The organism is Serratia sp. M24T3, assembly GCF_000257645.1.
GTDB lineage: Bacteria > Pseudomonadota > Gammaproteobacteria > Enterobacterales > Enterobacteriaceae > Rouxiella.
Genome location: NZ_AJHJ01000052.1, coordinates 1 through 20,088, shown reverse-complemented (window position 1 = coordinate 20,088; position 20,088 = coordinate 1). Strand labels below are relative to the sequence as shown.

The following is a 20,088-nucleotide window of genomic DNA, read 5'->3' as shown; positions in this document are numbered from 1 at the left end:
TGCACCCATAGCTCAGCTGGATAGAGTACTCGGCTACGAACCGAGCGGTCGGAAGTTCGAATCTTCCTGGGTGCACCATATTCCCCAAGTTTGCAGATAAAGATTTATCTGAAGTTGCAAGCCTAGAAAAACCCGCTTCGGCGGGTTTTTTGCTTTCTGCTATTCGCTAAATTCTCCTTTACCGATCTTCCTCGCAAATCAACTATTCCCTGTGTGCTGTCTGACCTGACAAAAAGCGACAATTCAACATCTTTGCGATAAAGTAGTTTCCCCCAGATTGTTAAGAGCAGGCGGTGGTTATGGATTACAAGCTGTACGAGGGCTACGAAGGATTGATCTTTGATATGGACGGCACCATATTGGATACAGAGCCAACGCACCGTAAAGCCTGGCATCAGGTTCTGTCGAAATACAATCTGCAGTATGACCTGGCTGCAATGGTTGCTCTTAACGGCTCGCCGACATGGCGAATTGCAAAATCTATCATCGATAGTAATAACGTTGATTTAGATCCTCATCATCTGGCCACCGAGAAGACCTCGGCGGTACAGGAGATGTTACTTGATACAGTTAAGCCCTTGCCGCTGATTGAGGTGGTGAAGGCGTTTCACGGTCGCCGTCCTATGGCGGTCGGCACGGGCAGCGAACACTGGATGGCGGATGCTCTGCTTCGTCATTTAGGGCTGCGAGAGTACTTTGACGCGATTGTTGGCGCCAATGACGTAGAACATCACAAGCCGGCACCTGACACCTTCCTGCGTTGCGCGGAGCTAATTGGCGTAGTGCCTGAGAAGTGTGTGGTATTTGAAGACGCCGATTTCGGTATAGAAGCTGCCAAACGCGCAAATATGGCCTATGTTGATGTTCGGACGCTGTAAATTCAGCGCGTTATCGGTATTTGGCGATTTGTTATGCGTCTTGACAGGTTGGCTACGCATGCTCGGGATCTTGAGTCCTCTATACTCTATCAAGAGAGAGGCAGGTCCTGAGTGGGGTTAGATTGGTATCGGTTATCTATGATGGTCACATCTATGCAGATTCAGAAAACGTACGCGTTAACATTTTTTCATAGCGGGAGGTCAATTTGATCCCGGATGTATCACAGGCGCTTTCCTGGCTGGAAGCCCATCCTCATTCCTTGAAGGGCATTGGTCGGGGTATTGAGCGCGAAACACTGCGCGTTAACCCCAATGGCGCACTGGCAACCACGGGTCATCCTGAATCTTTAGGTTCGGCATTGACGCATGACTTGATCACCACCGATTTCGCCGAGGCTCTTCTGGAGTTCATCACTCCGGTTGATGACAGTGTTGAGCATTCGTTGCAAATTTTGCGCGATATTCATCGTCATGTTGCCAAAGAGCTTGGCGATGAAAGAATGTGGCCGTTCAGCATGCCTTGTTTTATAGATTCTCCCGCAGATATTGAGCTAGCTCAGTACGGAACTTCAAACATTGGCAAGCTGAAAACTTTGTATCGCCAGGGGCTGAAAAGTCGCTACGGTGCAGTGATGCAGACTATCTCAGGCATCCATTACAATTTCTCACTGCCGATCGAGTTTTGGCAGGCACGCCTGGGCATAAAAGATGCCGAGAGCGGTAAAGACGCAATCTCTGCGGCTTACTTGAATGTAATCCGCAATTATTACCGGTTTGGCTGGGTTATCCCCTATTTGTTCGGCGCTTCTCCGGCGATCTGCTCTTCATTCCTTAAGGGACATGAAACAAATCTGCCGTTTGAGTATACCGAGAACGGATTATGTTACCTGCCTTATGCGACTTCACTGCGCCTGAGCGATTTAGGATATACCAGTAAATCGCAAAGTAATCTGGGCATTACTTTTAACGATCTCGATACTTATATCGCTGGCGTTAAACGTGCAACGCGGACTCCCTGGGAGGAGTATGCGGCGATAGGCCTGAAAAAAGACGGAGAATATCTGCAACTGAACACCAATGTGTTACAGATTGAGAACGAGCTTTATGCTCCTATTCGTCCTAAACGCGTCACTAAATCGGGCGAAACGCCTTCTGATGCTTTGCTGCGCAGTGGGATCCAGTACATCGAGGTTCGTTCACTCGATATTAACCCATTCACCCCGATTGGCATTGATGCCTCGCAGGCACGTTTCCTTGACCTATTTTTGATATGGTGTGCATTGGCGGATGCGCCGGAAATGAATAGCGAGGAGATTCTTTGCACGCGTCAAAACTGGAATCGTGTGATTCTGGAAGGGCGCAAGCCGGGCCAGACGATTGGTATTGGCTGCGATGATGTCAGAGAGCCGCTTGAAAAAGCCGGTAAATCTCTTTTTGCCGATCTGCGTCGCGTGGCTGAGGTTCTGGATACTCAGAATGGTAATAAAGAATATCAAGATGTCAGTGATGAGCTTGTTGCCGCATTCGACAATCCTGAACTGACTTATTCGGCGCGCATCCTCAAGGCGATGAAAGCTGAGAGCAATCTTGGTGTGAAATTGGCCGAAAAATACCGTCAGATGCTGATTGAGGAGCCGTTGGAGGTTCTGAGCGAGCAGCAATTGGATAATGAGCGTGATGCGTCCTGGGAGCGTCAGCGCACCCTTGAAGCAAATGATAAGCTAAGCTTTGATGAGTATCTGGCTGCTCTCGCCGCAAAATAGGGCAGGGTGCCAGAAAAGAAAAAGGCCACAATCAATGTGGCCAAAACAAACATCTCTGTTTACAGGGATGATGATAACAAATGCGCGTCTTTCATATATTCAGACTCGCGTTATGGGAAAAGGTTTCCTGAGTTCGATAAAAAAATAATTTTTTTTAGGAGAGGTGACGATTATGCCACTGTTGGATAGCTTTACCGTAGACCATACTCGAATGGCCGCCCCTGCTGTTCGCGTTGCTAAAACCATGAAAACCCCTAATGGGGACACCATCACCGTGTTCGATCTGCGCTTTTGCCGCCCGAACATTGAAGTGATGACCGAGCGCGGTACTCATACTCTTGAGCACCTGTTTGCTGGTTTTATGCGTAACCACTTGAATGGTAACGGCGTTGAGATTATCGATATTTCTCCAATGGGTTGCCGTACCGGTTTCTACATGAGCCTGATCGGTGTGCCTGATGAGAAGCTGGTTGCCAGTTCCTGGAAATCGGCGATGGCTGACATTCTGAAAGTTAAAGATCAGAATCAAATTCCTGAGCTGAACATCTATCAATGTGGTACTTGCGATATGCACTCATTGAAAGAAGCTCAGGAAATCGCTCAGCACATCGTTGATAGCGAAATTGGCGTTAACCACAACGATGAGCTGGCGCTGCCACCTGAAAAACTGACTGAACTGCACATCTAGCAATAGCAGTTTTAGCTTCAGTAGCACGTTAACCGCCAGGTTAACGGCATAAAAAAAGACGCGATGATTGATTATCGCGTCTTTTTTATTGGCCGTTGGTCTTGGATAGACAGTTACCTATCCTGGCCTTTTAATGATCTTTATTGCTACGCAACGTTTTCAACGGCCTGACTTTAACCTGTTTGATCATGTTGTCCTGCACGTCGAGTATCTCGACCTCGTAGCTTTCAATGCGCAGGCTAACGCCAATCTTCGGGATGTCTTCCAGCACTTCAAGCAGCATGCCGTTAATTGTGCGCGGTCCGTCGGTAGGGAGGTTCCAGTTGAAGGCCTTGTTAAGTTCGCGCACGTTGGCGCTGCCTTCAATCAGCACGGTACCGTCGCTCTGCGGCGTGACTTCTTCTGCAAGCGTAGGAGACATCGAGGTTGTAAAGTCCCCGACGATCTCTTCAAGAATGTCTTCAACCGTTACCAAGCCCTGAATATCACCGTATTCATCGACCACAATCCCGACTTTCTTCTTGTTACGCTGGAACTTTACCAACTGAATATTCAGCGGCGTACCTTCCGGAATATAGTAAATCTCGTCTGCAGCGCGCAGCAGATTCTCTTTGGTGAACTCACGCTTTTCCGTCATCAGGCGATAGGCCTCGCGCAGTCGCAGCATGCCAATCGCATCATCGAGCGAACTCCGATAAAGCACGATGCGGCCATGCGGGGAGTGAGTCAGCTGACGAATAATCGATTTCCAGTCATCGTTGATATCGATACCAACGATTTCATTACGCGGCACCATGATGTCGTCAACGGAGACTTTTTCGAGATCCAGTACAGACAGCAGCATGTCCTGATTGCGACGGGAAATCTGCGAGCGTGATTCGTTAACAATCGTGCGCAGCTCTTCTTTGCTCACCGCGTCGCTGATACCGACGTTGGTTTGGATACCAAACATGCGCATCAGGATCTTCGACAGGCTGTTAAGCAGCCACACCAGCGGCATCATGATGGTTTGTAACGGGCGCAACAGCACGCTGCTGGGAAAAGCCACGCGCTCAGGGTGAAGCGCAGCATAGGTTTTAGGCAACACTTCGGCGAACAGCAGAACCACAAAGGTCAGGATACCGGTAGCGATCGCCACACCTGCATCGCCATAAAGGCGCATGCCCACGATAGTTGCAAGCGCAGAGGCAAGAATGTTAACCAGATTGTTGCCAATCAGCACCAGGCTGATTAGCTGATCGGGACGCTTGAGCAGCTTCTCCACGCGGCGTGCTGCGCGATTGCCCTGCTTGGCGAGATGGCGCAAACGATAGCGGTTGAGGGTCATCATTCCGGTTTCGGAGGCCGAAAAATAGCCGGAAACTACCACCATGACAACCAGGATGATAATGAGGGTAGTTGTAGAGACGTGCTCCAACGGGTAATTCCTTATAGATTAAAAATGCTGCTTTGGTGAATAACGGTATCAACCCACGAGTGCAGAGGATACCGATTCTTGAGATTAATGCGTCGTGAATTGCTGGATCAGACGGCTGCCAAAATAAGCCAGGGTCAGCAAGATGGCACCTGCCATGCTAAACCACACCACGCGGCGACCGCGCCAGCCTTCGTGGTAGTGTCCCCACAGCAGAACGATATAAACCAGCCACGCTAGAATTGATAACACGGCTTTGTCGATATTTTCACGGCTGAACAGGTTTTCCATGTACAGCAGGCCGGTACAAAGCGTCAGGGTAAGCAAGATAACGCCGCCCTGAGTAATGTGGAACAGCTTGCGTTCGATGCTCATCAAAGGAGGCATATCTGCAGAGAAAGACAATTTTTTGTTTTTCAGCTGGTAATCAAGCCAGGCCAATTGCAAGGCATAAAGTGCCGCGATGATAAGTGTTGCATAAGAAAACAGCGCCAGACCTATGTGTACCAACAGCCCTTTGCTGGCTTCAAGATGGGTGATGAACTCGCCCGGCAAAAAGGCAACCAGTGCCAGATTGATTAATGCAAAGCAGTAAACGATCGGCAAAATAAACCAGCCGCGGCTGCGCGATGCGACAATGGTCATCACGGTACAAATGATCAGGCTGACTATCGAACCAATATTGACCAGACTGAGATTTTGCCCGGTACTGACGTCAAACACCCGTTGCTCAAGGGTTATCGCGTGGCAAACCAGAGCAACCACAGCTGAAAGTAACGCAATGCGCCGATAGGTGCCATTCTTGCGGATCAGGCTGGGAATGATCAATGAAAGGCTTAACAAATAGGCGATCATGGCGACAAGAGCGAAAGCTGGCATATTGTGTCATTTGCGTTGAAAAATGAATGAGAAAGCCAGTATAGCGTCCCCTGCGTCGTGCTCCAACAACTCTCCTGATTTTACCTTTATATATCGGGCAGAGATTGTGCGGACATCTCGTGTTATAATCCCGCAATTGTGTCGCAAAGGCGGCCTGTCATTACGTTGAGCAAGAGACGATGTTTGATAATTTAACCGATCGATTGTCGCGCACACTGCGCAATATCAGCGGCCGTGGGCGGCTGACCGAAGAAAATGTAAAAGAAACCCTGCGTGAAGTTCGCATGGCGTTGCTGGAGGCTGACGTTGCCCTGCCGGTAGTGCGCGACTTCATCAACCGTGTGAAAGAAGCGTCGGTTGGCACTGAAGTCAACAAGAGCCTGACACCGGGTCAAGAATTCATAAAAATCGTCCAGAAAGAGCTGGTTACAGCGATGGGCGAGGCGAATTCCGAGCTTAACCTTGCCGCGCAACCGCCAGCAGTGGTGTTAATGGCCGGTTTGCAGGGGGCGGGTAAAACCACCAGCGTTGCCAAGCTTGCGAAATTCCTGCGAGAAAAACGCAAGAAAAAAGTTTTGGTCGTCTCTGCCGACGTTTACCGTCCTGCGGCGATTAAACAGCTGGAAACCTTGGCCGAGCAGGTTGGGGTTGAGTTTTTCGCCTCCGATGCCAGCCAGAAGCCTATTGATATCGTTAACGCTGCGTTACAGCACGCGAAACTGAAGTTCTTTGATGTGCTGCTGGTGGATACCGCCGGCCGTTTGCACGTTGACGAAGCGATGATGGACGAAATCAAGCAGGTTCACGCGGCTATCAAGCCGGTTGAAACGCTGTTTGTAGTCGATGCCATGACCGGTCAGGATGCGGCCAATACTGCAAAAGCCTTTAACGAAGCGCTGCCGCTAACCGGTGTGATTCTGACAAAAGTAGACGGCGATGCGCGCGGTGGTGCGGCATTGTCTATTCGTCATATCACGGGCAAACCTATTAAATTCCTGGGCATGGGTGAAAAAATCGATGCTCTTGAGCCTTTCCATCCGGACCGCGTGGCTTCACGTATTCTGGGGATGGGCGACGTGCTTTCCCTGATTGAAGATATCGAAAGCAAGGTAGACCGCGCACAGGCCGAGAAGCTGGCCAACAAGATGAAGAAGGGCGACGGTTTTGACCTCACCGACTTCCTCGATCAGCTCAAGCAGATGCGTAATATGGGCGGTATGGCGAGCATGATGGGCAAGCTACCGGGCATGGGTCAACTGCCTGACAACGTCAAGTCTCAGATGGACGACAAAGTTCTGGTGCGCATGGAAGCAATCATCAACTCGATGACTATTAAAGAGCGCGCCAAGCCTGAAATCATCAAGGGTTCCCGCAAGCGCCGTATCGCGCTGGGTGCCGGAATGCAGGTGCAAGACGTCAACCGACTGCTCAAGCAGTTTGACGACATGCAGCGCATGATGAAAAAAATGAAGAACGGCGGCATGGCTAAAATGCTGCGTGGCATGAAAGGTATGATGCCACCAGGTTTCCCAGGCCGTTAAGACGCTGTTCAACATGATAATAAGTACCGCGAATTAGCCGCTGGCCAAAAGTAGTTTGAGCTTATCTACGCTTTCGATTGCTTTTTGCGCCAAAATGAGTAAAATTTTCGGGCTTTTTATATAGCAACCAGACCCCGTTCCCCGATGGGGTCTGGTTGTTTTATTCACTAAAGAGGATGTTATGGTAACAATTCGTTTGGCACGTGGCGGCGCAAAAAAGCGTCCGTTCTATCAAGTAGTAGTGACCGACAGCCGCAATGCTCGTGATGGTCGCTTCATCGAGCGCGTAGGCTTCTTCAACCCATTGGCTTCTGGCCAGGCTGAAGCACTGCGTCTGGACCTGGATCGTATTGCTCACTGGCAAGATCTGGGTGCAACCGTTTCTGATCGCGTTGCTACGCTGATCAAAGACGCTAAGAAAGCAGCTTAATCCGTCGCGGTGGTGACAATGAGCAAGCAACTCAATCCAGTGACGCCTGAAGAACCGATAGTTCTCGGTAAAATGGGCTCAACTTACGGTATTCGCGGTTGGCTCAGAGTGTTTTCATCCACCGAAGACGCTGAAAGCATTTTCGAATACCAGCCGTGGTTTATCCAGCAGGCAGGTAAGTGGCAAGCTGTAGAGCTGGAAAGCTGGAAGCGCCACAATCAGGACCTGATCATCAAAGTCAAAGGCGTTGAAGATCGGGATGCGGCTAATCTTCTGACTAATCGCGAGATTGTTGTAGATTCAAGCCAGCTGCCAGACCTCGGCGATGGTGATTACTACTGGAAAGACCTGTTTGGTTGCCAGGTAGTAGCCTCCAACGGATACGAACTGGGTAAAGTCATCGATATGATGGAAACCGGTTCTAACGACGTCATGGTAGTTAAAGCAAACCTGAAAGATGCATTTGGCATCAAGGAGCGGTTGATTCCGTTCCTCGATGGGCAGGTTATCAAGAAAGTCGATCTCACTACTCGCATTATCGAAGTAGATTGGGATCCTGGTTTTTGACCTCCGTAATGTCTATTCGTTTAGATATCCGAGGGATGAGTGGAACAGCGTTATGAGGATTAGGCTATGTGGATTGGTATAGTTAGCCTTTTCCCCGAGATGTTCCGCGCAATCACCGATTACGGGGTAACTGGCCGGGCAGTTAAGAATGGCCTGCTGAGCGTAGAGTGCTGGAGTCCTCGTGACTTCGCCTACGATCGGCATCGTACCGTGGACGAACGCCCTTACGGCGGCGGACCGGGAATGCTTATGATGGTGCAACCTTTGCGGGAAGCGATTCATACAGCTAAAGCAGCGGCAGGCGAAGGCGTGAAAGTGATTTATCTTTCACCACAAGGACGCAAACTTGACCAGCAAGGCGTTTGCGAACTGGCGGCTTACCAGAAAATTGTTCTGGTATGTGGTCGCTATGAAGGGATCGACGAGCGCGTAATCAAAACCGAAATTGATGAAGAATGGTCAATTGGCGATTACGTACTTAGCGGTGGGGAGTTGCCAGCTATGACGTTGATTGATTCAGTGTCCCGTTTTATACCGGGCGTTCTGGGTCATCATGCTTCGGCAGAAGAAGATTCTTTCGCCGATGGATTACTGGATTGTCCCCATTATACCCGTCCTGAAGTGTTGGAGGGCATGGAAGTACCGCCGGTTTTACTGTCGGGAAACCATGCAGAAATACGTCGCTGGCGTTTGAAGCAGTCGTTGGGTCGTACCTGGCTTAGAAGACCTGAACTTCTGGAAAACCTAGCTCTGACTGACGAGCAACAGGTGTTACTGAAAGAGTTCCAACGGGAACATCGCATCAGTTAACAAAACTAATAAGAGAATATTTGAGCCTGGCTCAGGATTCTCTCGATTATCAGTTTACCTAGGGTAAGAGATATATTATGAGCAATATCATTAAGCAAATTGAACAAGAGCAGATGAAGCAAGACGTACCTTCATTCCGTCCGGGTGACTCGGTCGAAGTGAAAGTATGGGTTGTTGAAGGAAGCAAGAAGCGTCTGCAGGCATTCGAGGGCGTGGTTATCGCTATCCGTAACCGCGGTCTGCATTCTGCATTCACTGTTCGTAAAATTTCCAACGGCGAAGGTGTTGAGCGTGTATTCCAGACTCACTCACCTGTAATTGACAGCATCACTGTTAAACGTCGTGGTGAAGTTCGTCAAGCGAAACTGTACTACCTGCGTGAACGTACCGGTAAATCAGCGCGTATCAAAGAGCGTCTTAACCGCGTTAACGCACGATAATATTCTCAAGTGTTATATAAACGGCCCGCCTAGCGGGCCGTTTTTTTTTGCCAGAAAAGTACAAAGTTGAGAATGAGATAGTGGTATGTAATTATTTGTTTACACTTGGTGTGCGGTTGAAATTAATTTTAAGTCCGATAAATTGGTTTTATTGCTAATTTGGTGCTTTTTTATATGGTTTTTTGAGTTTTTCGCCCTGCTGTAAACTTTGTCGCGTATTTTTGGATTATTGGTAATTTAAAGTTTACACCTGATGTTTGAAAAGTTTACAGGCTGTGTTATCTTTGACCGCAGTGCTGCACAACAGCAAAAAATTTAAATTTCTCGTGGATATCCATCATGCAAAAAGACGCCTTGAACAACGTGCACATCAGTGCAGAAGAAATACTCATCACGCCGGAAGAGCTTAAAAACAAGTTTCCATTAAGTGTGGAAAACCAAACCAGCATCGAACAGTCACGCCAGACTATCGCCAACATCATCCATGGTCGCGATCCACGCCTGCTGATAGTTTGTGGTCCGTGTTCCGTTCACGACCTTGATGCCGCAATAGATTACGCACGTCATTTGAAAACCCTTTCTGAAGAACTCAGCGATCGCTTGTACATCGTAATGCGCGTTTACTTCGAGAAACCGCGCACTACCGTGGGATGGAAAGGGCTAATCAACGATCCGCACATGGATGGCACCTTCGACGTCGAAGCCGGTTTGCACATCGCGCGTAATCTTTTGCTGCAACTGGTGAGCATGGGCCTGCCAATCGCGACAGAAGCGCTGGATCCGAATAGCCCGCAGTACCTGGGCGATTTGTTCAGCTGGTCCGCTATTGGCGCGCGAACTACCGAATCACAAACGCACCGCGAGATGGCCTCGGGCCTGTCGATGCCGGTGGGCTTTAAGAATGGCACTGACGGTAGCCTGGGTACCGCAATCAATGCCATGCGTGCAGCCGCAATGCCGCACCGTTTTGTGGGCATTAATCAGGCCGGTCAGGTTTGTCTGTTGCAGACGCAAGGGAATCCAGACGGTCACGTGATCCTGCGCGGCGGTAAAACACCAAACTACAGCGCCGAAGATGTGCAAGACTGTGAAAAACAGATGCAGGATGCGGGACTCCGCCCGTCCTTGATGATAGATTGCAGCCATGGCAATTCAAACAAAGACTATCGCCGCCAGCCGCTGGTTGCCGAATCGGCCATCAGCCAGATTAAAGCCGGAAATCGTTCAATTACCGGGTTGATGTTGGAGAGCCATCTTAATGAAGGCAATCAATCTTCAGAGCAACCGCGTGCCGAGATGCGTTACGGCGTATCAGTGACCGATGCCTGCATTAACTGGGAAACCACGCAAACCCTGTTGCGTAAAATGCATCAGGAACTGGGTGATTCGCTGGCAGCAAGAATTTCAGGAGAATAAACGTTTTATGGTGGCCGAACTAAACGCATTGCGTGACCAGATAGATGAAGTCGATAAGGCGCTATTGGATCTTTTAGCTAGACGCTTGCATCTGGTTGCAGAAGTCGGTGAAGTTAAGAGCCGCTATGGTTTGCCGATTTATGTGCCCGAGCGTGAGGCTGCGATGCTGGCCTCTCGTCGCCAGGAGGCGGTTAATCTTGGCGTACCGGCCGACCTGATTGAAGACGTTTTGCGCCGCGTGATGCGCGAATCTTATTCCAGTGAAAATGATAAAGGTTTTAAAACGCTTAATCCTGCGCTGCGCCCAGTGGTTATCGTTGGTGGCAAAGGGCAAATGGGGCGTCTGTTTAACCGCATGCTCGAACTTTCCGGTTATCAGGTGAAAATTCTGGAACAGGAAGACTGGCCGCAGGCTGAAAGCTTACTCGCCGATGCGGGGATGGTGATTGTCAGCGTTCCCATTCATTTAACTGAAAAGGTCATTGCGCGCCTGCCGAAACTGCCGGGCGATTGTATTCTGGTTGATTTGGCCTCGATCAAGAATAAGCCGTTGCAGGCGATGCTTGCTGCGCACGAAGGTCCAGTCGTTGGACTGCACCCGATGTTTGGACCTGATGTCACCAGTCTGGCTAAACAGGTGGTGGTCTACTGTGATGGCCGCGAACCAGAAGCTTACCAATGGCTACTTGAGCAGCTACAGGTTTGGGGCGCGAGACTGCATAAAATCAGCGCCGTTGAACACGATCAAAATATGGCATTCGTGCAGGCATTACGCCACTTCGCAACCTTTGCCTATGGCCTGCATTTGTCGGAAGAGAATGTCGAGATTGAGCAACTGCTAGCGCTGTCTTCGCCAATTTACCGATTAGAACTGGCAATGGTAGGGCGGCTGTTTGCGCAGGACCCTCAGCTTTACGCAGACATTATTATGTCATCAGAGAATAATATCTCGTTGATTAAACGCTACTATCAGCGTTTTGGTGATGCGCTGGCACTGCTGGAAACTGGCGACAAGCAGGCTTTTATCGAGAAATTCCGTAAGGTTGAAGACTGGTTTGGCGATTATGCGCCGCGTTTCTTGAAAGAGAGCGGTTCATTGCTGCGTCAGGCCAACGATATTCGTCGTTAATGCTCCGCATGTGATAAATAAAAAGGCCAGGCGATTAAACGTCTGGCCTTTTTGCTTTTAATTTTTCAAAGATTATTCTGGGTTGACCGCGACCACGTTTTCACTCGGATAGCAGCCCAGTACCTTGAGCGAGCGGGTAATTGGACTCAGATTACGCAGTGCTTTTTCCATGGCTTCGGAACGCAGATTGGCCTGCACATCGACATAAAACATCTCTTCCCACGGGTTACCGTTGATTGGACGTGATTCCAGCTTAGTCATGATGATCCCTTGTTCGCGGAACACCATCAGTGCATCAACCAGCGCACCCGACTGTTGTCCGGTGGCCATAATCAGTGTGGTTTTTGCCGGAACTTGCTCCGTCACATCGATAGATTTGCGCGCCAGCACGATAAAGCGGGTGATGTTCTGCTTCTGGTTAGCCAGGTTATGCTCAAGCACTTGCAAGCCATACAAAGCGCCACCGGCTTCACTGCCCAGCGCCGCAACGTGAGGTGATTTAGCCGCGGCCACTTTTTCCATTGCTGCTGCGGTACTCTCGCAGTATTCAATTTTCCAGTGTGGGAAGCGGTTAATAAACTGGCTACACTGCTGAAAAGGCTGAGGATGGCTATAAACGGTTTCAATTTTCGACAGGTCGGTGTCGGCAGATACCAGCACGCAGTGATCGATAACGTTAGTTAGCTCGCCGACGATAGAGAGGCTGGTGTGTTGCAGCAAGTCGTAAACGTCATTGATAGAACCGGAGCTGGTATTTTCAATTGGCAAAACGGCATATTCCGCCTGGCCGGTTTCGACTTGGGTAAAGATGTCCTGAAATTTCAGGCAACCGCATTCGATAAACTGGTCGAAATGACGAGCGGCGTATTGGCGGGCAGCCAGATGAGAATAAGAGCCTTTTGGACCAAGAAATGCGATACGCGCGGAGCCGGAAGCTGTGTTGTTCAAATGTTGTTGCAGCAACGCCTGTTGGGTCAGCACCGAATCTTCAATGATCAACTGAAATACGCGAGTGATGTAATGGCCATCGAGATCGTGCTGCTTGCCCTCAATAATCAATCGGTTAAGCAGTTCGCGTTCGCGTTCAATATCACGAATAGGGCGGTGGGTATGCATTTTAGCCTGGGCAACTTCAATTGCCATGCCGCGTCTCTCGGCCAGCAACGCCAGCAGCTTGACGTCGAGGGCGCTGATGCGCTCACGCAGATCCAGTAACGGGTTTTCACTCATCGGTTATGCCTTTTTAATTGTCTGGTCTGAAGGCGATTAGCGCTTCAGTTTTACCTGTCTCAAAACATATAAAAAAAAAGCCTCCCGGTGGGAGGCTTTTTGTTCGTCTTCGCATTCTTTCTTATACGACGAAACGCCTCCCAGTCAGGGGAAGGTAAAAAAGAATGCGAAGAAAAACGGTTTGATGCTCATCTGCTGCTGGCGACTCTATAGGTTGTAAGCCTTTAAGGTACCCTCTGGCTTTAAATGCTGTCAATAAGATTTAAAAAAAACGCGCTCGTGTGAGCGCGTTGGTTTCATTGCAGGGCCGTGACCCGGTCGAGCGTAGAGAGCTATTCCTCCTCTAATGGCAGCAAGTTGATGTCTTTGACACAACTTTCAGCTCTGCGTGCTTCGCCTTTATGCTGAACCTTGTTCAGTTGGCGCTCGAGTTTTGCAATCAGCTCATTCACCGCGGCATACATGTCGTCGTGTGATGCGCTGGCAACCAGAGGGCCATTGGCGGTGCCAATTGTCGCATCTGCAACAAAGCCCTGTGGTTCTTTAGAAAGAACGATGTGTGGATTAATTAACTGAGTCTGCCACTTTTCCAGTTTTTTTAGACGGTCTTCGACGTGTTCCCGAATCGCAGTAGTGATGTCCATTTGCTTGCTGGTAATGTTTACGATCATATTAACTTCCCTCTTTGTCTTTCCGTCTGGGTAGAACCAGCATACCGTCCTTGGCGACAAAATGTGTGATATTAATCACACTTTTTTGTCACTTTTTGTCAATAACAACTAAATTGTGATTTCGGTAAGTTATGTGGTGAAAGGGGGTTGAAGACGCTGGCAGATTGCCGCATTATCAAAGAGATAAATGCAAAAAAAAACGGCAGCCGCGGCCACCGTTTTAAACACACAGGGGAAAAATTATCAGGCAGGATTCTGCGCGATGACTTTAGCAACCTTGTCTGCTTCGGTATTCAATTGCAATTCTCTGTAAGCATTTTCCATCAGCGGCAGCGCATCACGCGTTGCTTTAGTATCCGGATAATTCTTCATCATTTGCTCAACACGATTAACAACGGCGACGTAAGCCTGACGTTTAGTGTAGTATTGCACCACTGACAATTCATATTTAGACAAACGGTCTTTCAGGAACACCAGACGCTTGTTGGCATCTGCTGCATACTGACTGTTTGGATATGAATGGAGCAGCTGGCTAAAATCGCGGAACGCAGCGATAGCATGCTGCGGATCACGGTCTGAGCGATCGACACCAAAGAATCCTTGCAGTGCATTTTCATCCAACGCCATATCTGTCAGGCCACGCATGTATATGACGTAGTCGATGTTTGGATGAGTTGGATTCAAACGCATGAAGCGATCGATAGAGGCTTGGGCAAGTGGCAAATCTGGCGACTTGTAATAAGCATAAATCAGATCCAGCTGCACTTGCTGTGAGTACGGCCCAAACGGATAGCGGTTATCCAACGCTTCCAGTTGCGCAATCGCACCTTTGAAGTTACCGTCCTGCAATTTCTGCTGGGCGGTCGCGTAAAGGACGTTTGGCGGGTTATCGGGGACCGCTTCTTTGGTACTGGAGCAACCTACCAGCGCCAGACTCAACGTGGCTGCTGCCACCAGATATTTCACACGCGTCATGACGTTTTGATTATCCTCAGGTGTTATTCTGGGAGACTGTCCGTTAAGCTCCCGACAAAGACCAGCTACAATAGCACATTATTTTAAACGGCATCGCCGTGAAAACCCAAGGTTACCCAAGAGCACCATATGGCACAACAAGTAGAACTCACGGCGACGGTTGCCGAAACACAACTCGGTCAACGGTTAGATCAGGCTTTGGCCGAATTGTTCCCTGATTATTCAAGATCTCGAATAAAAGATTGGATTCTTGAAGAAAGGGTCACAGTTAATGGCAAAACTGTCTCGAAACCTAAAGAAAAAGTGTTGGGTGGCGAGATTATCGCAATCAATGCACAAATTGAAGAGGAAGCTCGCTGGCTGCCTCAGGACATTGCGCTTGAAATCGTTTATGAAGATAGCGATATTTTAGTCATTAACAAACCGCGCGATCTGGTTGTACACCCTGGTGCCGGTAATCCAGATGGTACCGTGCTTAATGCTTTGCTGCACTACTATCCCGAGATAATTGATGTCCCTCGTTGCGGTATCGTTCATCGTCTGGACAAAGATACTACTGGCCTGATGGTCGTAGCGAAAACCGTGCCGGCACAAACTCACTTGGTTGATGCTTTGCAACGTCGCGAAATTACCCGCGAATATGAGGCCGTGGCGATTGGTAACATGACCGCAGGGGGAACGGTGAATCAACCTATCTCCCGCCACAGCACCAAGCGCACGCACATGGCAGTCCACCCGATGGGCAAGCCGGCCACCACGCACTACCGCATTATGGAGCATTTCCGGGCACACACGCGTTTGCGATTGCGCCTTGAAACTGGCCGTACTCACCAGATCCGTGTACACATGGCGCATATTGACCATCCTCTGGTCGGCGATCAGCTTTACGGTGGCCGTCCTCGTCCGCCGAAAGGCGCATCCGATAACTTTATCCAGCAGTTGCGTACCTTTGACCGCCAGGCGCTGCACGCGACTATGCTGCGTCTATTCCACCCGGTTACAGGTATCCAGATGGAGTGGCACGCGCCATTGCCAAAGGATATGGTTGATCTGATCAGTGCACTGAAAGCCGATACCGAAGAGTTCAAGGACCAGATGCATTGGTAATGCCTGCATTAATCTTTCCCCAGTGGCCGCAGCCTGATTCGGTGCGGTCCTGTTCAACGACGCGACAGGGCGGTGTGAGTTTGCCGCCTTACGCGTCATTGAATCTTGGCTCTCACGTTTCCGACGTCCCCGAACGTGTGGCAATTAACCGCCAACGTCTGATTGAGCTCGCCTCGTTGCCTGCAGCGCCCCATTGGCTTGAACAGGTTCACGGTACCGACGTGGCTCGCCTGACTCGACAAACTCCCCATCAAAACATTCGTGCTGACGCGGCCTATACCGATGAACCGGGCGTAGTTTGTGCGGCAATGAGCGCAGATTGTCTGCCGGTACTGTTTTGCAGCAGGGAAGGGAATGAAGTAGCCGCGGTGCATGCCGGATGGCGAGGGCTTAACGCAGGCGTGCTCGAAAACACTATTTCGGCATTTCGCGCCAAACCCGAGCATCTCATGGCCTGGTTCGGTCCGGCGATTGGCCCACAGCAGTTTGAAGTGGGCGGCGAGGTCAAAGAAGCGTTTATGGCTTCCGATCCTCTTGCGGCTTCGGCTTTCACGCCTTTTGGTGAAAAATATCTAGCTGATATCTATCAGTTGGCTCGCCTGAGGTTACAGGCTGCAGGTGTCTCACTAATCTTTGGCGGCGATCGCTGCACCGTTGGCGAATCCTCTCATTTCTTCTCTTATCGACGCGATGGTATTACCGGACGTCTGGCAAGTTTGATTTGGCTGAGATAACCTAATAAATCAAGGCGATCCAGAAAAGCATGGCGTTGTACTCATAATATACTGACAAAATAACCTTGAAATCGTGAGGGATGACCTCATCTAATCTCCAGTAGCAATTTTGTTCAGTATTTGGAGGTGTTATGCGTCTGGATCGTCTTACCAGTAAATTCCAGCTTGCCCTCGCCGATGCCCAGTCTCTCGCACTTGGGCGCGACAACCAATTCATCGAACCTGTCCACCTGATGAGCGCTTTGCTCACGCAGGAAGGGGGAACTGTGCGTCCTTTATTGACCTCTGCGGGCGTTGACGCTCAACGAGTTCGCACGGACGTCGATCAGGCATTGGCGCGTTTACCGCAAGTTGAAGGAACCGGTGGTGATGTTCAACCATCAAGTGAACTGGTTCGTGTTTTAAATCTGTGTGACAAAATATCGCAGCAGCGTGCTGATAAATTTATCTCTTCCGAGCTTTTCCTGCTGGCGGTGTTAAAAGACCGCGGCGTATTGACTGACCTGTTGAAGGCTAGCGGTGCAACGGCAGAAAAACTCGACGCGGCTATCGATCAAATGCGAGGTGGTGACAAAGTGGATGATCAGGGAGCCGAAGACTCGCGTCAGGCTTTAAAGAAATTCACCATTGATCTGACCGAGCGTGCCGAGCAAGGCAAGCTGGATCCGGTTATTGGTCGTGATGAAGAAATTCGTCGCACCATTCAGGTCCTGCAGCGCCGTACTAAAAACAATCCGGTGCTGATAGGTGAGCCGGGAGTCGGTAAAACTGCGATCGCCGAAGGTCTCGCACAGCGCATCATTAATGGTGAAGTGCCAGAAGGCCTGAAAAATAAACGTGTCCTTTCTCTGGACATGGGCGCGCTGGTGGCTGGTGCCAAATACCGCGGTGAGTTCGAAGAGCGTCTGAAAGGGGTGCTTAACGATCTGGCCAAGCAGGAAGGCAATGTCATTCTATTTATAGATGAACTGCATACTATGGTCGGCGCGGGTAAGGCAGACGGCGCGATGGATGCCGGTAATATGCTCAAGCCTGCACTGGCGCGTGGTGAACTGCACTGTGTCGGCGCGACTACGCTGAACGAGTATCGTCAGTTTATCGAGAAAGATGCAGCGTTAGAGCGTCGTTTCCAAAAAGTGTTTGTAGCCGAGCCATCTGTCGAAGATACCATTGCGATTCTGCGTGGCCTGAAAGAGCGCTATGAGCTTCATCACCATGTGCAAATAACTGACCCGGCTATTGTGGCGGCAGCAACCTTGTCTCATCGCTATATTTCCGATCGTCAGTTACCCGATAAGGCTATCGACCTTATAGATGAAGCGGCATCCAGTATTCGCATGCAGATGGACTCCAAACCCGAATCTTTGGATCGTCTCGACCGTCGTATCATTCAGCTGAAGCTTGAACAGCAGGCATTAAAGAAAGAGTCGGATGATGCCAGCATCAAGCGTCTTGAAATGCTGAATACCGAACTTGAGCAGAAAGAGCGTGAATACTCGGGGCTTGATGAAGAGTGGAAAGCCGAGAAAGCATCTCTGACCGGCACGCAGAATATCAAAGCCGACCTCGAGCAGGCGAAAATAACGCTCGAGCAGGCACGCCGCGTTGGTGACCTTGGGCGCATGTCCGAGCTGCAATACGGCAAGATCCCTGAGTTGGAGAAACAGCTTGCGGCGGCTACCCAGGCTGAAGGCAAAACCATGAAGCTGCTGCGCAACCGCGTAACGGATGTGGAAATTGCCGACGTGCTGGCGCGTTGGACCGGGATTCCCGTGGCAAGAATGCTGGAAAGCGAGCGCGAAAAACTGCTGCGCATGGAAGATGATTTGCATAAGCGCGTCATTGGCCAGAACGAAGCGGTGGATGCGGTTTCGAATGCTATCCGCCGTAGTCGCGCGGGGTTGTCGGATCCGAATCGCCCAATCGGCTCGTTCCTGTTCCTCGGTCCTACCGGGGTCGGCAAAACCGAACTCTGTAAGGCTTTGGCGACATTCCTGTTTAACAGTGATGACGCGATGGTGCGTATCGATATGTCAGAGTTTATGGAGAAACACTCGGTTTCACGGCTGGTGGGCGCGCCTCCGGGATATGTCGGTTATGAAGAGGGCGGTTATCTGACTGAGGCAGTCCGCCGTCGTCCTTATTCTGTCATTCTGCTGGATGAAGTAGAAAAGGCGCATCCTGATGTATTTAACATTCTTCTGCAGGTCTTGGATGACGGACGCCTGACCGATGGGCAAGGTCGTACTGTTGATTTCCGTAATACTGTAGTGATCATGACCTCGAACCTTGGTTCTGATGTTATCCAGCAGCATTTTGGTGAAGCAACCTATGCGCAGATGAAAGAATCGGTGATGGAAGTCGTGACCAATAACTTCCGCCCTGAATTTATCAACCGTATAGATGAGGTGGTGGTATTCCATCCACTGGGTCACGCGCATATCAAACATATCGCGGAAATCCAGTTGCAGCGTCTTTATAAACGTCTGGAAGAGCGCGGTTATAGCGCACACCTCACGGATGCAGCTTTGGAACTGCTGGGTAATACCGGGTTTGACCCTGTATATGGTGCGCGTCCGCTTAAACGTGCCATCCAACAGGAAATCGAGAATCCGCTGGCTCAGCAAATTCTCTCTGGCAAGCTGATTCCAGGCAAACCGATTACTATAGATGTAGAGAATGACCATATAGTTGCTAAACAGTAACTCTCTAATAAGGAGATCTCAGGTTTTCTGCCCTGAGTAATTCCTGATAAAAAGGGGCCGAATCACAATTTGGCCCCTTTTTTGTTGCTTTATTATCCGAAATCAAACGAATCGTTGAATTAATGAGCGGTCAGTAATTTATTTCGAATAAACGCTTGCGGCTCCTCAGAAACTCCCTATAATGCCGCTCCATCGACAGGGAACAACGCAGCAGCAACGCGGTGTGAACAAGTCGGAAAGATTTTAAAATGATGATGACCGCGAAAATAAACGGTTGACATCAAAAGAGGAAGGCGTAGAATACGCCACCTCGAGTTAGCAAGCGAAAGCGCGTAACTCACTGCTCTTTAACAATTTATCAGACAATCTGTGTGGGCACTCACAAGACGATATCAGCCACCTCGGTGGCAACAGAATATCAAAGGCAGCAATGCCAAGTCTTAGAGTGACCAAGCAGTAATTCATTTTTGAATTATTACGAAAGTAAACTTTGAGCACCGCTTAACTTGTTTAAGCAAATCGAACTTTTAATTGAAGAGTTTGATCATGGCTCAGATTGAACGCTGGCGGCAGGCCTAACACATGCAAGTCGAGCGGTAGCACGGGAGAGCTTGCTCTCTGGGTGACGAGCGGCGGACGGGTGAGTAATGTCTGGGAAACTGCCTGATGGAGGGGGATAACTACTGGAAACGGTAGCTAATACCGCATGAC

General features: G+C 49.8%; 19 protein-coding genes, 1 tRNA gene, 1 rRNA gene and 1 other annotated feature. Of the genes, 15 read left to right on the top strand and 6 right to left on the bottom strand.

The annotated features are described in order from the left end of the window. Position 1 precedes the first annotated feature (1 nt). The 4 genes from SPM24T3_RS22965 to luxS all read left to right on the top strand — a co-directional run bounded on the left by SPM24T3_RS22965 (position 2) and on the right by luxS (position 3,329). Positions 2-78: transfer RNA gene (locus SPM24T3_RS22965), tRNA-Arg, on the top strand. Between the two features lie 233 nt (positions 79-311). Beyond that, positions 312-878, top strand: coding sequence for a fructose-1-phosphate/6-phosphogluconate phosphatase (gene yqaB, locus SPM24T3_RS22960; RefSeq protein ID WP_037379617.1), 567 nt, complete (start codon positions 312-314; stop codon positions 876-878). A gap of 206 nt (positions 879-1,084) precedes the next feature. Continuing rightward, complete coding sequence (gene gshA / locus SPM24T3_RS22955; protein WP_009639230.1) at positions 1,085-2,641, top strand: glutamate--cysteine ligase; 1,557 nt, start codon at positions 1,085-1,087, stop codon at positions 2,639-2,641. Positions 2,642-2,813: 172 nt separating this feature from the next. Beyond that, positions 2,814-3,329 (top strand): S-ribosylhomocysteine lyase, encoded by a 516-nt coding sequence (gene luxS / locus SPM24T3_RS22950; protein WP_009639229.1) that lies wholly within the window; start codon positions 2,814-2,816, stop codon positions 3,327-3,329. Positions 3,330-3,459: 130 nt separating this feature from the next. Here the strand turns inward: luxS and SPM24T3_RS22945 are convergent, their stop codons facing one another. Further along, the gene (locus SPM24T3_RS22945; protein ID WP_009639228.1) at positions 3,460-4,746 is read right to left on the bottom strand and encodes an HlyC/CorC family transporter; all 1,287 of its coding nucleotides are present in this window, start codon (positions 4,744-4,746) and stop codon (positions 3,460-3,462) included. 84 nt (positions 4,747-4,830) lie between these two features. Then, on the bottom strand, positions 4,831-5,622 hold the full coding sequence (locus SPM24T3_RS22940) for an inner membrane protein YpjD (RefSeq protein WP_009639227.1): 792 nt from the start codon (positions 5,620-5,622) through the stop codon (positions 4,831-4,833). A 179-nt stretch (positions 5,623-5,801) separates the two neighbouring features. Here SPM24T3_RS22940 and ffh point away from each other — a divergent pair, with 179 nt between their 5' ends. The 7 genes from ffh to tyrA all read left to right on the top strand — a co-directional run bounded on the left by ffh (position 5,802) and on the right by tyrA (position 11,955). Continuing rightward, positions 5,802-7,163 carry a signal recognition particle protein gene (gene ffh, locus SPM24T3_RS22935; protein WP_009639226.1) on the top strand — a complete coding sequence of 454 codons (1,362 nt, stop codon included), beginning with the start codon at positions 5,802-5,804 and terminating at the stop codon, positions 7,161-7,163. Between the two features lie 181 nt (positions 7,164-7,344). Continuing rightward, entirely contained in the window at positions 7,345-7,593 is a 249-nt protein-coding gene (gene rpsP / locus SPM24T3_RS22930) for a 30S ribosomal protein S16 (protein ID WP_009639224.1), read from the top strand. Positions 7,594-7,611: 18 nt separating this feature from the next. Continuing rightward, positions 7,612-8,160 carry a ribosome maturation factor RimM gene (gene rimM, locus SPM24T3_RS22925; protein ID WP_009639223.1) on the top strand — a complete coding sequence of 183 codons (549 nt, stop codon included), beginning with the start codon at positions 7,612-7,614 and terminating at the stop codon, positions 8,158-8,160. 66 nt (positions 8,161-8,226) lie between these two features. Further along, positions 8,227-8,970 carry a tRNA (guanosine(37)-N1)-methyltransferase TrmD gene (gene trmD / locus SPM24T3_RS22920; protein WP_009639222.1) on the top strand — a complete coding sequence of 248 codons (744 nt, stop codon included), beginning with the start codon at positions 8,227-8,229 and terminating at the stop codon, positions 8,968-8,970. A 77-nt stretch (positions 8,971-9,047) separates the two neighbouring features. Continuing rightward, positions 9,048-9,410, top strand: coding sequence for a 50S ribosomal protein L19 (rplS, locus tag SPM24T3_RS22915; RefSeq protein ID WP_009639221.1), 363 nt, complete (start codon positions 9,048-9,050; stop codon positions 9,408-9,410). Between the two features lie 339 nt (positions 9,411-9,749). Further along, positions 9,750-10,826 carry a 3-deoxy-7-phosphoheptulonate synthase gene (locus SPM24T3_RS22910; RefSeq protein WP_009639220.1) on the top strand — a complete coding sequence of 359 codons (1,077 nt, stop codon included), beginning with the start codon at positions 9,750-9,752 and terminating at the stop codon, positions 10,824-10,826. 7 nt (positions 10,827-10,833) lie between these two features. Continuing rightward, complete coding sequence (gene tyrA, locus SPM24T3_RS22905) at positions 10,834-11,955, top strand: bifunctional chorismate mutase/prephenate dehydrogenase (RefSeq protein ID WP_009639219.1); 1,122 nt, start codon at positions 10,834-10,836, stop codon at positions 11,953-11,955. A gap of 72 nt (positions 11,956-12,027) precedes the next feature. Here tyrA and pheA read toward each other — a convergent pair whose 3' ends face one another. From pheA to bamD, 4 genes are all read right to left on the bottom strand, one after another. Next, positions 12,028-13,185: a bifunctional chorismate mutase/prephenate dehydratase gene (pheA, locus tag SPM24T3_RS22900; protein WP_009639218.1), complete on the bottom strand. Its 1,158-nt coding sequence runs from the start codon at positions 13,183-13,185 to the stop codon at positions 12,028-12,030. Between the two features lie 70 nt (positions 13,186-13,255). Further along, positions 13,256-13,378, bottom strand: a sequence feature (Phe leader region). Further along, a complete protein-coding gene (locus SPM24T3_RS25800) occupies positions 13,330-13,377 on the bottom strand; it encodes a hypothetical protein (protein ID WP_193791627.1) in 48 nt (15 codons plus the stop codon). Its footprint overlaps the feature before it by 48 nt. Positions 13,379-13,517: 139 nt before the next feature. After that, the gene (gene raiA, locus SPM24T3_RS22895; protein ID WP_009639217.1) at positions 13,518-13,856 is read right to left on the bottom strand and encodes a ribosome-associated translation inhibitor RaiA; all 339 of its coding nucleotides are present in this window, start codon (positions 13,854-13,856) and stop codon (positions 13,518-13,520) included. 243 nt (positions 13,857-14,099) lie between these two features. Further along, positions 14,100-14,831 (bottom strand): outer membrane protein assembly factor BamD, encoded by a 732-nt coding sequence (bamD, locus tag SPM24T3_RS22890; RefSeq protein ID WP_009639216.1) that lies wholly within the window; start codon positions 14,829-14,831, stop codon positions 14,100-14,102. 129 nt (positions 14,832-14,960) lie between these two features. On the opposite strand from bamD, the gene rluD reads away from it, so the two are divergent. The 4 genes from rluD to SPM24T3_RS22870 form a co-directional block, all read left to right on the top strand. Then, positions 14,961-15,938 (top strand): 23S rRNA pseudouridine(1911/1915/1917) synthase RluD, encoded by a 978-nt coding sequence (gene rluD / locus SPM24T3_RS22885; protein ID WP_009639215.1) that lies wholly within the window; start codon positions 14,961-14,963, stop codon positions 15,936-15,938. Beyond that, the gene (gene yfiH, locus SPM24T3_RS22880; protein WP_009639214.1) at positions 15,938-16,672 is read left to right on the top strand and encodes a purine nucleoside phosphorylase YfiH; all 735 of its coding nucleotides are present in this window, start codon (positions 15,938-15,940) and stop codon (positions 16,670-16,672) included. Before rluD ends, yfiH begins: the two co-directional genes overlap by 1 nt. A gap of 131 nt (positions 16,673-16,803) precedes the next feature. Further along, positions 16,804-19,377, top strand: coding sequence for an ATP-dependent chaperone ClpB (gene clpB, locus SPM24T3_RS22875; RefSeq protein WP_009639213.1), 2,574 nt, complete (start codon positions 16,804-16,806; stop codon positions 19,375-19,377). A gap of 528 nt (positions 19,378-19,905) precedes the next feature. Continuing rightward, positions 19,906-20,088 (top strand): 16S ribosomal RNA (locus SPM24T3_RS22870); the annotation flags it as partial.